The organism is Enterobacter sp. GD03975, from assembly GCF_029838645.1.
Taxonomy (GTDB): Bacteria; Pseudomonadota; Gammaproteobacteria; order Enterobacterales; family Enterobacteriaceae; genus Enterobacter; species Enterobacter quasihormaechei.
Genome location: NZ_JAOBZC010000006.1, coordinates 51197 through 66832, shown reverse-complemented (window position 1 = coordinate 66832; position 15636 = coordinate 51197). Strand labels below are relative to the sequence as shown.

Below are 15636 nucleotides of genomic sequence, written 5' to 3'. Positions count from 1 at the left end.
TGCTGCATCAATAATACCGCTTTCATATAGTGAGTCAGATCACACTCCCCTGCACCTTCCTGACGCTTTAAGTGGTTGTAAAATTAGTTAAATAACCAATAAAAACAAAAGGATAATTACGCTTTAGCACATTTTTGTATAAATAAGATTGCCATTTGACCTGTGTACTAATTCCCGATAAGTTGGAAATCCGCTGGAAGCTTTCTGGATGAGCGGCCTGCTCATCATATTTATGCAGTAATTGAGATTCCCTCTGAAGCAAGTCCTCAAACTTGTTTACCTGCGCGAAAGGATGAAAAAGAGGGCGAATGCGAGGTTCGCGTATGAAACGCAAACCCCGTCGCCATGCTCTTTCTGCGCCTGTGCGCCACGGTAAAGTTCAGTGGGAAGCCCGACGAGCCTGGGGAGGTTCACTGATATGTTGTACGATAAATCCCTTGAGAAGGATAACTGTGGTTTCGGCCTGATCGCCCACATAGAAGGCGAACCTAGCCACAAGGTAGTGCGTACCGCTATTCACGCACTGGCCCGTATGCAGCACCGTGGCGCCATCCTTGCCGATGGTAAAACCGGCGACGGTTGCGGCCTGCTGCTGCAAAAACCGGATCGTTTCTTCCGCATCGTGGCGGAAGAGCGCGGCTGGCGTTTAGCCAAAAACTACGCTGTCGGCATGCTGTTCCTGAATCAGGATCCTGAAAAAGCGGCCGCCTCACGCCGCATCGTTGAAGAAGAACTTCAGCGCGAAACCCTGTCGATTGTCGGCTGGCGCGATGTGCCAACCAACGAAGGGGTGCTCGGTGAAATTGCCCTCTCCTCGCTGCCTCGTATTGAACAGATTTTCGTTAACGCGCCTGCGGGCTGGCGTCCACGTGATATGGAACGCCGTCTGTTTATCGCCCGCCGCCGCATCGAAAAACGTCTCCAGGACGATAAAGAGTTCTACGTCTGTAGCCTCTCGAACCTGGTGAACATCTATAAAGGTCTGTGTATGCCGGCTGACCTGCCGCGCTTCTACCTGGACCTGGCGGACCTGCGTCTGGAATCGGCCATTTGCCTGTTCCACCAGCGCTTCTCCACCAACACCGTGCCGCGCTGGCCGCTGGCACAGCCGTTCCGCTACCTGGCGCACAACGGCGAGATCAACACCATCACCGGTAACCGCCAGTGGGCGCGCGCCCGTACCTATAAGTTCCAGACCCCGCTGATCCCTGACCTGCACGATGCCGCGCCGTTCGTGAACGAAACCGGCTCGGATTCCAGCTCCATGGATAACATGCTGGAGCTGCTGCTGGCGGGCGGAATGGATATCGTGCGCGCCATGCGTCTGCTCGTGCCACCGGCCTGGCAGAACAACCCGGATATGGATCCGGAGCTGCGCGCGTTCTTCGATTTCAACTCCATGCACATGGAGCCGTGGGACGGCCCGGCGGGCATCGTGATGTCCGACGGTCGCTTCGCTGCGTGTAACCTGGACCGTAACGGTCTGCGTCCGGCACGCTACGTCATTACCAAAGACAAGCTCATCACCTGCGCCTCTGAAGTCGGCATCTGGGATTACCAGCCTGACGAAGTGGTCGAGAAAGGCCGCGTCGGTCCGGGCGAGCTGATGGTTATCGATACCCGCGGCGGCCGTATTCTGCACTCTGCGGAAACCGATAACGATCTGAAAAGCCGCCATCCGTATAAAGAGTGGATGGCGAAAAACGTGCGTCGCCTGGTGCCGTTCGAAGATCTGTCTGACGACGAAGTGGGCAGCCGCGAGATGGACGACGATACCCTCGCGAGCTTCCAGAAACAGTTTAATTACAGCGCGGAAGAGCTGGACTCGGTTATTCGCGTACTCGGCGAAAACGGCCAGGAAGCGGTCGGCTCGATGGGTGACGATACCCCGTTCGCCGTGCTCTCCAGCCAGCCGCGCATTATTTACGACTATTTCCGTCAGCAGTTTGCGCAGGTAACCAACCCGCCAATCGATCCGCTGCGCGAAGCGCACGTGATGTCGCTGGCCACCAGCATCGGTCGCGAGATGAACGTCTTCTGTGAAGCCGAAGGCCAGGCGCACCGTCTGACCTTTAAATCACCGATCCTGCTGTATTCCGATTTTAAACAGCTCACCACCATGACCGAGGAGCACTACCGCGCCGACACGCTCGATATCACCTTCGACGTGACCGAAACGAGCCTCGAAGAGACGGTGAATGCGCTGTGCGACAAAGCCGAGCAAATGGTGCGTAACGGCACCGTTCTGCTGGTGCTGTCTGACCGCAACATCGCGAAAAACCGTCTGCCGGTGCCTGCGCCAATGGCGGTGGGGGCTATCCAGACGCGTCTGGTCGACAAGAGCCTGCGCTGCGATGCCAACATCATTGTTGAAACCGCGAGCGCCCGCGATCCACACCACTTTGCCGTGCTCTTAGGCTTTGGTGCGACGGCGATCTACCCGTACCTGGCCTACGAAACGCTGGCCCGCCTGGTAGACACCCGCGCCATCGACAAAGACTACCGTGCGGTGATGCTGAACTACCGTAACGGCATCAACAAAGGCCTGTACAAGATCATGTCCAAAATGGGCATCTCGACCATCGCCTCTTACCGCTGCTCGAAGCTGTTTGAAGCGGTCGGCCTGCACGACGACGTCGCGAACCTCTGCTTCCAGGGCGTCATCAGCCGTATCGGCGGCGCCGGTTTTGCTGACTTCCAGCAGGATCTGGTGAACCTGTCGAAGCGCGCCTGGCTGGCACGTAAGCCGCTGGAACAGGGCGGCCTGCTGAAATATGTCCACGGAGGCGAGTACCACGCGTATAACCCGGACGTGGTGCGCACGTTGCAACAGGCGGTACAGAGCGGCGAGTACAGCGATTATCAGCAGTATGCCGAGCTGGTGAACAACCGTCCGGCAGCGACGCTGCGCGATCTCATTGCCCTGAATCCGGGTGACGAGGCTGTCAGCATCGACGACGTAGAACCGGCGTCCGAACTGTTTAAACGCTTCGATACCGCGGCGATGTCCATCGGCGCGCTGAGCCCGGAAGCGCACGAAGCGCTGGCGGAAGCCATGAACAGCATCGGCGGCAACTCCAACTCCGGCGAGGGCGGTGAAGATCCGGCCCGTTACGGCACCAACAAAGTGTCGCGCATCAAGCAGGTGGCGTCCGGCCGCTTTGGCGTAACCCCTGCGTACCTGGTTAACGCCGACGTGATCCAGATTAAGGTCGCTCAGGGTGCAAAACCGGGCGAAGGCGGTCAGCTGCCGGGTGATAAAGTCACGCCGTACATCGCCAAACTGCGCTACTCGGTGCCGGGCGTGACGCTGATTTCCCCGCCGCCGCACCACGATATCTACTCTATCGAGGACTTAGCGCAGCTCATTTTCGACCTGAAGCAGGTCAACCCGAAAGCGATGATCTCCGTGAAGCTGGTCTCCGAGCCGGGCGTCGGCACCATCGCCACCGGCGTGGCGAAAGCCTATGCGGATCTGATCACCATTGCCGGCTACGACGGCGGCACTGGCGCAAGCCCGCTCTCCTCCGTGAAATACGCGGGCTGTCCGTGGGAGCTTGGCCTGGTGGAAACCCAGCAGGCGCTGGTGGCTAACGGCCTGCGCCACAAGATCCGTTTGCAGGTGGACGGCGGTCTGAAAACCGGCCTCGACATCATCAAAGCGGCGATTCTGGGTGCGGAAAGCTTCGGCTTCGGTACTGGCCCGATGGTTGCGCTCGGCTGTAAATACCTGCGTATTTGCCACCTGAACAACTGCGCAACCGGCGTTGCGACCCAGGACGAGAAGCTGCGTAAGAATCACTATCACGGCCTGCCGTTCAAGGTGACCAACTACTTTGACTTCATCGCCCGTGAAACCCGCGAGCTGATGGCGCAGCTGGGCGTGAAGCGTCTGGTGGATCTGATTGGCCGTACCGACCTGCTGAAAGAGCTGGAAGGCTTCACCGCCAAGCAGCAGAAGCTGGAGCTGTCTAAGCTGCTGGAAACGGCTGAGCCGCATCCTGGCAAAGCGGTTTACTGCACCGAGAACAACCCGCCGTTCGACAACGGCGTGCTGAACGCGCAGCTGCTGCAACAGGCGAAGCCGTATGTAGACGAGAAGCAGAGCAAAACGTTCTGGTTTGACATCCGCAACACCGACCGTTCCGTGGGCGCATCCCTCTCCGGTTACATCGCGCAAACGCACGGTGACCAGGGGCTGGCGTCGGATCCGATTACCGCGCACTTCAGCGGTACCGCGGGCCAGAGCTTCGGCGTGTGGAACGCCGGCGGCGTTGAGTTATACCTGACCGGCGATGCCAACGACTACGTCGGGAAAGGCATGGCGGGCGGTCTGCTGGCGGTGCGTCCTCCGGTGGGTTCAGCCTTCCGCAGTCATGAAGCCAGCATCATCGGCAATACCTGTCTGTACGGTGCGACCGGCGGTCGTCTGTTTGCTGCGGGCCGTGCGGGCGAGCGTTTTGCGGTGCGTAACTCCGGTGCCATCACCGTGGTGGAAGGCATCGGCGATAACGGCTGCGAATACATGACGGGCGGAATTGTATGCGTCCTGGGTAAAACCGGCGTGAACTTTGGCGCCGGCATGACGGGCGGTTTTGCCTACGTGCTGGATGAAGACGGTGAGTTCCGCAAACGCGTGAACCCGGAACTGGTGGAAGTGCTGGACGTTGATTCGCTGGCCATTCACGAAGAACACCTGCGCGGTTTGATAACCGAACACGTGCAGCATACCGGTTCTTCGCGCGGCGAAGAGATCCTGGCGAACTGGCCAGCGTTCTCTGCGAAATTCGCGCTGGTTAAGCCGAAGTCCAGCGATGTTAAAGCCCTGTTGGGTCACCGTAGTCGTAGCGCAGCAGAGCTGCGCGTGCAGGCGCAGTAAGGAATTCAGATGAGCCAGAACGTTTACCAGTTTATCGACCTTCAGCGTGTTGATCCGCCAAAGAAACCGCTGAAGATCCGTAAAATTGAATTTGTTGAAATCTATGAGCCGTTTTCAGAAGGCCAGGCCAAAGCACAGGCAGACCGCTGCCTGTCCTGCGGTAACCCTTACTGCGAATGGAAATGTCCGGTCCATAACTACATTCCGAACTGGCTGAAGCTGGCCAACGAAGGGCGTATTTTTGAAGCCGCCGAGCTGTCTCACCAGACCAACACCCTGCCGGAAGTGTGCGGGCGCGTGTGTCCTCAGGATCGCCTGTGCGAAGGCTCCTGTACGCTGAACGACGAGTTTGGTGCGGTGACCATCGGCAACATCGAACGCTATATCAACGATAAAGCCTTCGAGATGGGCTGGCGTCCGGATATGACCGGCGTGCGTCAAACCGACAAGCGCGTGGCGATCGTCGGCGCGGGTCCGGCAGGCCTCGCCTGTGCCGACGTGCTGACACGCAACGGCGTGAAGGCGGTGGTTTTTGACCGTCATCCGGAAATCGGCGGTCTGCTGACGTTCGGCATCCCGGCCTTCAAGCTGGAAAAAGAGGTGATGACCCGCCGCCGTGAAATCTTCACCGGCATGGGCATTGAGTTCAAACTCAACACCGAAGTGGGCCGCGACGTGCAGCTCGACGATCTGCTGAAGGATTACGACGCCGTGTTCCTGGGCGTGGGCACCTATCAGTCCATGCGCGGTGGTCTGGAGAACGAAGATGCGCCAGGCGTGTACGATGCGCTGCCGTTCCTGATTGCTAACACCAAACAGCTGATGGGCTACGGCGAAACCGCCGACGAGCCGTTTGTCAGCATGGAAGGTAAACGCGTTGTCGTGCTGGGCGGCGGTGATACCGCGATGGACTGCGTGCGTACCTCCATTCGTCAAAACGCGGCGCACGTCATCTGCGCCTACCGTCGTGACGAAGAGAACATGCCGGGCTCTAAGCGCGAAGTGAAAAACGCGCGTGAAGAGGGCGTGGAGTTCCAGTTCAACATCCAGCCTCTGGGCATTGAAGTGAACGCCAACGGTAAGGTAAGCGGCGTGAAGATGGCGCGCACGGAGATGGGCGCGCCGGATGCGAAAGGCCGTCGTCGCGCGGAGATCGTGGCTGGCTCTGAGCACGTGATCCCGGCCGACGCCGTGGTGATGGCGTTTGGTTTCCGCCCTCACAGCATGGAGTGGCTGGCGAAGCACAGCGTAGAACTGGACTCTCAGGGCCGCGTGATTGCGCCGGAAGGCAGCGACAACGCCTTCCAGACCAGCAACCCGAAAATCTTCGCCGGTGGCGATATCGTTCGCGGTTCAGACCTGGTGGTTACCGCGATTGCCGAAGGGCGTAAAGCGGCTGACGGGATCATGAACTTCCTGGAAGTATAAGCCCCTCTGACTCCCCGGCAGAAGCATAACGCGGAACGCCGGGGAGCCTGTTTTCAGTAACCTATCCTTCAGTTAACGATACCCTCTACCCCAAAAAAGCAGCGTAAATCCCGACGTAAACGTTTGCATTGTCGAAAAAAATGTATATTATGCGGCGGATTTTTTGGCCAAAATTCAAGGAGGCGTTGTGTCGCAAGATAACAATTATAGCCAGGGCCCCGTTCCTCTGGCGGCGCGGAAAGGCGTGGTTCCACTCACTTTTGTGATGTTAGGGTTAACGTTTTTTTCCGCCAGTATGTGGACCGGAGGCACGCTCGGTACCGGTCTTTCCTATAATGATTTCTTCCTCGCAGTTCTCTTCGGCAATCTCCTCCTCGGTATTTACACTGCTTTTCTTGGCTACATTGGCGCGAAAACCGGCCTCTCAACCCATCTTCTTGCGCGTTACTCGTTCGGTATAAAAGGGTCCTGGCTTCCCTCCATGCTTTTAGGCGGTACGCAGGTAGGATGGTTTGGCGTCGGCGTAGCGATGTTTGCCATCCCGGTGAGTAAAGCCACGGGCATCGACGTGAACATCCTGATTGCGGTTTCCGGCCTGCTGATGACGTTGACCATTTTTTTTGGCATCTCGGCACTGACGATTTTATCCATCATCGCCGTACCCGCTATCGTCATCCTGGGTAGCTACTCCGTCTGGCTGGCGGTGGACGGCGTGGGAGGGTTGGACCACCTCAAATCCATTGTGCCGCAGACGCCGCTCAACTTTTCCAGCGCGCTGGCGCTGGTTGTAGGTTCGTTTATCAGCGCAGGCACGCTGACCGCCGACTTCGTCCGCTTTGGCCGCAATGCCAAAGGGGCCGTTCTGGTGGCGATGGTGGCATTTTTCCTTGGCAACTCGCTGATGTTTATCTTCGGTGCGGCAGGCGCTGCCGCCGTAGGACAGGCCGATATTTCTGACGTGATGATCGCCCAGGGACTGCTGCTGCCGGCGATTGTCGTTCTCGGCCTGAATATCTGGACCACCAATGACAACGCGCTGTACGCCTCTGGTCTGGGTTTCGCCAATATTACTGGCCTTTCCAGCCGTACGCTGTCGGTGATGAATGGCATTATCGGTACGCTGTGCGCGCTGTGGCTATACAACAACTTCGTTGGCTGGCTGACCTTTTTGTCGGCAGCGATTCCGCCGATTGGCGGGGTGATTATCGCCGACTATCTGATTAATCGCCGCCGCTATGCCAGCTTCGACCATGCAAAATTTGTGTCCGTTAACTGGATTGCCATTTTCTCGGTCGCCCTGGGTGTTGCTGCCGGGCACTACATTCCGGGAATTGTCCCCGTTAACGCAGTATTGGGTGGCGTCTTCAGCTATTTGGTGTTAAACCCATTCGCCAAACGTACCCTTGCTAATCCTTCGGAGGCTTCCCATGCAGAATAATTCCCTCACTATCCGTCAGGCCCGTTTGCAGGGGCAGGAAGGTTTATGGCAGATCACGATTGAGAACGGACGCTTCAGCCGTATCGATCCTCAGGAAACTGCCCCTGCGCCAGTCGGTCAGGTGCTGGACGCTGAATGCGGGCTGGTTATCCCTCCTTTCATCGAACCGCATATCCATCTGGATACAACGCAAACGGCGGGTGAACCGAACTGGAACCAGTCAGGCACCCTTTTCGAGGGAATCGAGCGCTGGGCCGAACGTAAGGCGATGCTCACCCACGAAGACGTTAAAACCCGCGCGATGCAGACCCTGAAGTGGCAGATCGCCAACGGCATTCAGTACGTACGTACACACGTTGACGTCTCGGACCCTACCCTTACGGCACTGAAAGCCATGCTGGAGGTGAAGCAGGAAGTCGCCCCGTGGGTCGATATGCAAATTGTGGCATTCCCGCAGGAAGGCATTCTTTCTTATCCGAACGGTGAAGCACTGCTTGAGGAAGCCGTGCGTTTAGGGGCGGATGTCATCGGCGCAATCCCGCACTTTGAATTTACGCGTGAATATGGCGTGGAGTCGCTGCATAAAACGTTTTCTCTTGCCAGAAAGTACGACCGTCTGATCGATGTCCACTGTGACGAAATTGATGATGAGCAATCGCGCTTCGTTGAAACCGTTGCCGCCCTGGCACATCGTGACGGAATGGGTTCGCGCGTGACCGCCAGCCATACCACGGCGATGCACTCCTATAATGGCGCGTATACGTCCCGACTGTTCCGCCTGTTAAAAATGTCAGGCATTAACTTCGTGGCAAACCCGCTGGTTAACACGCATTTGCAGGGCCGTTTCGATACCTACCCCAAACGCCGCGGCATCACGCGCGTCAAAGAAATGCTGGAAGCGGAGATCAACGTCTGCTTTGGTCATGACGACGTTTTCGATCCGTGGTATCCGCTGGGAACCGCGAATATGCTTCAGGTTCTGCATATGGGGCTGCACGTCTGCCAACTGATGGGCTACGGGCAAATAAACGATGGGCTTAACCTGATCACTACCCACAGCGCGAAAACGCTCGATTTGCAGGACTATGGCGTGCGCGTTGGGAATTCAGCAAACCTGGTGATCCTCCCGGCAGAGAATGGGTTTGATGCCGTTCGTCGCCAGACGCCGGCACGATACTCTGTTCGCCACGGCAGGGTGATTGCCGAGACGGTGCCCAGCCAGACAACCGTGCACCTGACGCAGCCGGAAGCGGTGACGTTTAAGCGCTAATACTGGGTAGGAAACCGCGTGGCACACGTCATCGCGTACATAAAAATATCCTCACGGCGGAGCTAACGCCCTGCCGTTTTTTCCAGCGGATTAACTTTTGCTTTTGGCTAAAGCGCTTTTATCGCCGCCAAACGGGACGGCTCCGCTGAAAGGTTTACCGTCGATGGCGTCGTAGGTTCGAATCGCCTCCGGCCGCAGCCAGCGCTGAACGCGGGACGGCATATCCAGCCCAATCAGCAGGACCACCACAAAGGTCAGGCCGAAGGAGAGCGATCCCAGGGCTGTGCCCAGCGCCATATTCTGCGACAGCAGCGCGCCAATCACCGGGGCGATCGCCCCGCCCAGCGCCCCGACGTTATAGGTAAAGCCCAGGCCCGCCGCACGCTGGTCGGTGTCGAAATAACCACCGATGAGTTTCGGTAAGATCCCCGAGATCCCCTGCCCCAGCATCTGCTGGAAAAAGAGCAGCAGGCCCAGCACCCAGACATTTGCGCCACCGATCGCAAAGACGGGAACGATCAGCAGCTGTGAGGCCAGCAGGCTACAGACATACGCCTTCCGGGTGCCCAACCAGTCGCCGAGAAAACCACCCACGCAGCAGCCTACAGCCGCGCCGAAGCCGCTAAAGAACAGCACCTTCGCCACCGTTGACGGATCATAGGCCAGGTCGGTTTTCAGATACGTGGGTAACAGCGCCTGAATCGGCCAGGAGTAGAGGAACGCGAAGAGCACGACTACCATCAGCGTGACGCCCGTAGGCCAGCGTTTACCGCTGCTTTGCACCATAAAGCTGATAAACACAATGGCGCACAGCAGGCCGAGAATCACCACCAGCCCCGCGTTGTTGAGTTCGCCTGCAAAGCAGAGCCACAGCGCCGTACCGGCAAACAGCGTCATCGCCATATTGATCAGGCGGTATTTGCCGCGATAAAGGATATCAACCATTGTGCGTACCGGCGCCTGACCTTCGTGCTTCGCTTTCCAGTCTTCAGCTTCCGGAATATTTTTCCGCAGCCACAGGGCAAAGACGATGGGCAGGATGCCGATAAAGAACAGTGCTCGCCAGCCCCAGACGGGCACGACAAGGCTGTAGACCTGGGCCGCAACCACGGCACCGACGGAGAAGCCAGAAATCAGAAAACCACTCGCCTTATTGCGCAGGTGTTTCGGCCAGCTTTCAATGACGTAGGTTGCGCTGGAGCCGTATTCTCCCGCCATCCCCATACCAATCACCATGCGGGCGATAAACAGGGTGACGTAACCCGGCGCAAAACCGCAGGCCAGCGTACCGCAGGAGAAGAGCACGATGCTGGTTATCATTGCCAGCTTGCGGCCATAGCGGTCGCCCATGGCGCCCAGCAGCAGGCCGCCGAACCAGCGCGAAATAAAGGCCGCAGAAATGAGGCTCGCCGCTTCCACGGTCGTCAGGCCAAATTCACTTTTAATTTCTGTCAGCACTAAAGCAATCAGGACAAAATCGAAGCCATCTAGCAGATACCCCAGCCAGGCGGCGGAGAAGGCGCGCCACTGAGGGCGGCTTAGATGGCGGTACCACGGGATGCTTTGGGTAGACTTACTCATTTCACTCTCCCGACGATTTCTCTGTCGTTTTGCCGGATAAGCGACGCGCCATCCGGCAGTGCGTTAGCGTTTTTCCGCCATTAACTGCTCTGCCAGCGCCTTCAGCGCCGGCACGAATTGCTCGTCTACAGGGGCAAACGGTTTTCGGCACAGCGGCACGGACACCACGTCCATGTAGTGCAGAACCGTTTTCAGACCACGGAAGACCCCGACTTTAATCAGCAGGTCGATGACCTCGTTGCATTCGCTTTGCAGGCGCTGTGCGGTGGCGTTATCCCCCTCACGAACCGCGTTGGCGATAGCCCGGTAGCGCCAGCCCATAATGTTGTAGGTGCTGCCGATCCCCCCGTCCGCGCCGGCCAGCAGGCCGGAGGCAAAGATTTCGTCATAGCCGTTATAGAGCACCAGATCCGGATGCTCACGGCGGATCTGCTCCATCTGGAACAGATCGCCGGAGGTTTGCTTCAACGCGCCGACGCCGGGCAGCGTCACCAGGGTGTTGATCTGATCCAGGCTTAGCTTCACGCCGCTTAACGCCGGAATGTTATAGACCACCATCGGCAGACCATCCGCCGAATCAATAATTGCACGGTAATGATCGCAATGTTCTTCAAAGCTGAAGGGGTAATAAAACGGCGTGACGGCGGACACCGCGTCAAAGCCCAGGCGGGCAGCGGCGGCGGCCAGCTGCTGGCTTTCCGCGGTGCTCACGCAACCAACGTGGGCAATGAGCGTGATTTTTCCTTTCGCCTCCTCCGCCACGATCTCCATCACCTGCTCGCGTTCAGAAAGGCTTTGGATAAAGGCTTCCCCCGTTGAACCGCCGACATAAAGCCCGTCGATGCCCTGCGCAATATTGAACTGCACCAGACGGCGCAGGCTCTCCTTATCCAGCGCCTGCTGTTGGGTAAACGGAGTCAGAAGAGCGGCCATTACGCCGCGTAGTTGCGTTGCCATAGATACCTCAATCATTCGTGTGCTTGTTATAACGATATACCTTTATACCTGTTATACCAGATCAAATAAGCAGCAGTGGAATACAGAACGCTTATATTGCGAGCTGCTTCACTAAAGGATCGTTACTTTTTAGATTTTGAATGCTGGCCGAAGGCGTGCCAGGTAGCGGAAACGCTGTTGAGGTGAGTTTGCAGCGCCCGATCGGCTTCATCGGGATCGCGGCGGCGGATCGCGTCAACGATCGCGATATGCTGGCGATAGCTGACTTCATTATGCTGATAAAGCTCAGCGTCCGGCACTGTAGGACGCGCCGCGATTAGCCAGTCGAGCAGCGCAACGTGGATCGCGTTGAAGATTGGGTTACCGGGGATCTCCGCCAGCACGCGGTGAAAATCGACGTCGGAACGAATGAACAGCGCGTTGTCATCCAGGGACTGGCTGTTGATCTCCAGCGCTTTCGTCAGCCGCGCAATCTGATCGTCCGTGGCGTACTCTGCGGCATAACGCACGAGGCTGGATTCAAAGAACAGACGGAGCTGCTCAAAATGGGCAATACCGCCGGGCTGTGTCAGAAAATCTTTCGCCATCCCCGACAGCTCGCTGATGATGGTATCGGCAGACGGCAGGGTGACGCGGGCGCGTTCACCGTTGTTAATCTGCACCAGACCTTTACGCTTTAGCGCCGCCAGCGCTTCGCGCACCGAGGGGCGGCCCACGTTGAAGAACGCCATCAGCTCGCGCTCGGAGGGCAGCTGCTCTCCCTGGGCAAATTCCTTCCGGCGGATCATCTGCTCCAGCTCTTCTTCCACCATATCCGACAGCTTTTTGCGCGTCAGCGGACGGCGACGCAGGCTGCGGCCAAGGGTTTCATCTGAGTTTTCAGCGTTAGGATCGGTCGGTTTCATTGCAGTCCGGTGCCATTGAAGGAAAACACTGCATCATAGCACAGGTGAACAATGCGCCAAAAATCCTCTGTTCTGGGGCCGTTCGCCGCTAAAGCTGGTCAATAACGTACCGGTAATTGCAGGTGGAGATAAATTGCCCTCCCCCCACGTGCTCAAGATTTATCCTCAGTATGATGTCGTGCACGATTTGATCCATTAAGGGATGCCGGACAACCGAGGTCGTGAGTTTTTCATTATTGCAGCCAATAGCGCTAATCGAAACGCCCGTGGTAATCATGCGACAGTAGGCGCCCCGTTCGGTCATCGCGCTGTTATCACAAAAGCTTCCCCCTTCCCAAAGATAGGTATGCAGCGTCGTTTCCATGGTTCCGCCCGTAGAATTCAGCGTGATTTGCTTGTCATGCTGAACGACGTCGCGATCCCAGGAGATATCCAGACCGGTAGCGGGTACATAGTTACAGCCGGATGTACGCTCCATCGTTGACGTCCAGCTGTCGCCGGTAGAAGTATCCGTTGAGCGGGTAATAAACATTAAAATCCAGGGACAGGCTTCACTGTCCTGCCACGTGACTTCAATATCAATGAAGACTTTCATGCAGGTCCAGCGCGTTTTATCCATCCCGGCGCATCCCGTAGAAACCGCTTGCTCAGAGGCAAGCTTCAAACGCACTGGAGCAAAACCTGAGGCGTTACCGTCCCAGGAAGTAACCGTCATGTAGCCATTCGGATCGCGGCTAAATAAATCCCAGACGCCATGGAAAACGCCGCCTTTTGTGGTAGTGGCCATATTCACCGTAACCGTACCTTTAGCCCCTGAAATAGGCTTACCGTAATAGGTTACGATCTGGCCCCGGCTGCCCGTAAGACCTTTAGCTGCGTAACTGCCGCTCGCGTAAAACAGGCTCATGAGAGTGAGTACAAGGGTAATCAGTAATCGTCTGTTCATATTATAAATATTCAAAAATAACCGTTGATGTTGCCGTGAACGTTCCGGATAAAACGTCCTGCCCGGGAATGACCTGAAGCCAGGCGTTCAGCATCAGATCGTTATTTCCGTCGGCGAGCGGAAAGGTCGCCCCCACCGGATCGTTAACCAGAACGCTCACGCCGTTTAGCATTTCGAGACCAATGCCCACCCCGGATGCAATCGAGGCGGCATCAAAGGCCAGAAAACCGCGCATCCCGGTGACTTCGGTGCCGTGAAACGTCACTCGCACGCCATTTTTTTGCACGGAAGGCGGACAATCATAAAGCCTTAACCTGACGGGCTGACGGGCTGAGTGTCCGCGCAGCATTAAGTCACTGGCGGCAATATCAGGAAAGGTGACGGTATCCAGCACCCCGTTCTGCATTTCCATCTTGCAAATTCCGCCCAGCAGGTTGCCGGTGAAATGCACGTTATCTGGTGAAGCCTGAACACCTGCCGTCGCCAGAAACAGCAGCAGGGAGAGCGTTCCTCGCTGATAGCGCTTCATTGATAATCCACCTGCAATGTTGCCCAACCTTCGAAATTACCCGCGTACATGACTGCCCCCGTTTTCTTTACGGGCACGGCTTTCAGAACGGGTAATGCCTGTTCGGTGACGGTTAACGTCGAACCTAATTCAAAGGGCGTATTACCGTGCAGAATTTCAATGCCCAGTCCTGAAACATCCGTCACGACGGCTGCGTTATTAAAGTCCGTCACGTTACCGGTTAGCGTCAGCGACATCGTCAGATCCGAATAGCGGTCAGGCGAATCACAATCAATGGTGTAGGGCAAATTCTGCATGAATTTCGTGCCGTCGATCTCTTCTATCTGTACATCGACGAAGTTAACTTCAATGGTTTGATCGTTGCTGATTACGCATTCCGGCGGCCTGACCAGAAAACCGTGAAAGGTCAAATCCCCCTCTGCACCGGCAGAGCCCACCGTTAAGCAGCACAGCAGCAAGATAAATGAACGCATTTTCATTGATAATCCACGATCAGGGTTGCTCTGGCATCGAACTCAGATGCATTCAGGGTGACGGAGGCCGACTTCACCGGAACGACTTCCAGCTCGGGCCCGCTGTTGGCGTAGATAAACTCCAGCCAGTCGGTGGAACCCGGTTCAATAAGTCGTTTTTCGTCTTTTGTCTGTAGGCGCAGGCCAAATCCTTCGACGTTGGTTTTAAGCACCTTTTCCCCGTTGATCACCGTCGACTCCCCCTGAATTTGCATCTTCAGGTTGTCTTTCAGACGGTTTTTACAGTCGATCGTGTAATCAAGCGGCTGGGTGTAGCGGGTGCCGTCAATTTTTGTGGTGTACACCGAGCCAAACTCGACCGCCCCGCCGCTCACCTCACATGGCATAGGTACGTTCACCACAACGGTGACGCTCATAAGCACCTCCGTGTCAGCTGCCCTGCATGACCCCGCGACGCCAGCCAGTGCGATCGCCAGTAAACAGGTTATTTTCCGAAACATAACGGGGCCTCCTGCCTGTTATTTTTTACTGCTTCTTTCCTGGTCTACGCTACAGGTTGTGCCTGAACAGCGGAAATAGAGCGGCATACGTCCACCGTAATCATCGACGTAGACCAGCACGGGTTGTTGACCCAGCGTAGAGGCTTTCACGTGCATTAATTCCCCGGATTTTGGCGCCAGCACCATTGGATTGAAGCCCGCCACGGATGGCGTATCGTGGGATTTGCTGGCATTACTCAGCACCACGTAATAACTGGTCGGGTTATTTACCTGATAATCGTCTCCGCTGCGGGTCAGCGTCAGCGCATATTGCCACGGATGATGGGGATCCATTTTTGGCAGCGAAGCCGGACGGTAAAATAATTTAATGCGCGTCTGTAAGGCTATTTGCAGGGTATTAGGTCGCTTACCTTTCGGCGGGATCTCACGCACGTTAAAATAGAACAGCGATTCACGATCCTGCGGCAAAGAGGCCAGCCCCGGCATTCCCTGTATTTTAACCTGCCCGGTTTCTTTAGGCTCAATACGCTGAACCGGCGGTAATACAGTCAGTGGCGACGTAATTTTCTGACCTTTACTATCTTCAACCCATGACTGTGCCAGGTAAGGACTTTCCTGATTATCATTGCGCAGCGTAATGCTGACGGATTTCTCGTTGCCATTAAAAATAATACGCGTTCTGTCCGGCACAATGGCGGCATGGGCTGCCATCATGGGAAGTAACGTACAG

12 protein-coding genes are annotated in these 15636 nt (G+C 56.5%); 4 read left to right on the top strand and 8 right to left on the bottom strand.

The window, feature by feature from the left end:
* The first annotated feature begins 418 nt into the window (after positions 1–418).
* The 4 genes from gltB to N5C09_RS12360 all read left to right on the top strand — a co-directional run bounded on the left by gltB (position 419) and on the right by N5C09_RS12360 (position 9015).
* Entirely contained in the window at positions 419–4879 is a 4461-nt protein-coding gene (gltB, locus tag N5C09_RS12375; RefSeq protein WP_063867554.1) for a glutamate synthase large subunit, read from the top strand.
* 9 nt (positions 4880–4888) lie between these two features.
* Positions 4889–6307, top strand: a complete 1419-nt coding sequence (gene gltD, locus N5C09_RS12370) for a glutamate synthase subunit GltD (RefSeq protein ID WP_063451012.1) — start codon at positions 4889–4891, stop codon at positions 6305–6307.
* Positions 6308–6494: 187 nt separating this feature from the next.
* Positions 6495–7745 (top strand): cytosine permease, encoded by a 1251-nt coding sequence (gene codB / locus N5C09_RS12365; RefSeq protein ID WP_112791866.1) that lies wholly within the window; start codon positions 6495–6497, stop codon positions 7743–7745.
* A complete protein-coding gene (locus N5C09_RS12360; RefSeq protein WP_279749135.1) occupies positions 7735–9015 on the top strand; it encodes a cytosine deaminase in 1281 nt (426 codons plus the stop codon). Before codB ends, N5C09_RS12360 begins: the two co-directional genes overlap by 11 nt.
* Positions 9016–9105: 90 nt before the next feature.
* On the opposite strand, the gene N5C09_RS12355 is transcribed toward N5C09_RS12360, so the two are convergent.
* The 8 genes from N5C09_RS12355 to N5C09_RS12320 form a co-directional block, all read right to left on the bottom strand.
* Positions 9106–10596 (bottom strand): MFS transporter, encoded by a 1491-nt coding sequence (locus N5C09_RS12355; RefSeq protein WP_279749134.1) that lies wholly within the window; start codon positions 10594–10596, stop codon positions 9106–9108.
* A gap of 63 nt (positions 10597–10659) precedes the next feature.
* Positions 10660–11553, bottom strand: coding sequence for an N-acetylneuraminate lyase (gene nanA, locus N5C09_RS12350; RefSeq protein ID WP_279749133.1), 894 nt, complete (start codon positions 11551–11553; stop codon positions 10660–10662).
* 122 nt (positions 11554–11675) lie between these two features.
* Positions 11676–12458 (bottom strand): transcriptional regulator NanR, encoded by a 783-nt coding sequence (gene nanR, locus N5C09_RS12345; RefSeq protein WP_279749132.1) that lies wholly within the window; start codon positions 12456–12458, stop codon positions 11676–11678.
* 88 nt (positions 12459–12546) lie between these two features.
* Positions 12547–13245 (bottom strand): StfH/YfcO family fimbrial adhesin, encoded by a 699-nt coding sequence (locus N5C09_RS12340; protein ID WP_279749131.1) that lies wholly within the window; start codon positions 13243–13245, stop codon positions 12547–12549.
* Positions 13246–13405: 160 nt separating this feature from the next.
* Entirely contained in the window at positions 13406–13933 is a 528-nt protein-coding gene (locus N5C09_RS12335) for a fimbrial protein (RefSeq protein ID WP_063867548.1), read from the bottom strand.
* Positions 13930–14406 carry a fimbrial protein gene (locus N5C09_RS12330; protein ID WP_063867932.1) on the bottom strand — a complete coding sequence of 159 codons (477 nt, stop codon included), beginning with the start codon at positions 14404–14406 and terminating at the stop codon, positions 13930–13932. The genes N5C09_RS12335 and N5C09_RS12330 overlap by 4 nt, the downstream gene beginning before the upstream one ends.
* A gap of 2 nt (positions 14407–14408) precedes the next feature.
* The gene (locus N5C09_RS12325) at positions 14409–14822 is read right to left on the bottom strand and encodes a fimbrial protein (RefSeq protein ID WP_077221105.1); all 414 of its coding nucleotides are present in this window, start codon (positions 14820–14822) and stop codon (positions 14409–14411) included.
* A 102-nt stretch (positions 14823–14924) separates the two neighbouring features.
* Positions 14925–15620 carry a fimbria/pilus periplasmic chaperone gene (locus tag N5C09_RS12320; protein ID WP_226842347.1) on the bottom strand — a complete coding sequence of 232 codons (696 nt, stop codon included), beginning with the start codon at positions 15618–15620 and terminating at the stop codon, positions 14925–14927.
* Positions 15621–15636: the final 16 nt, after the last annotated feature.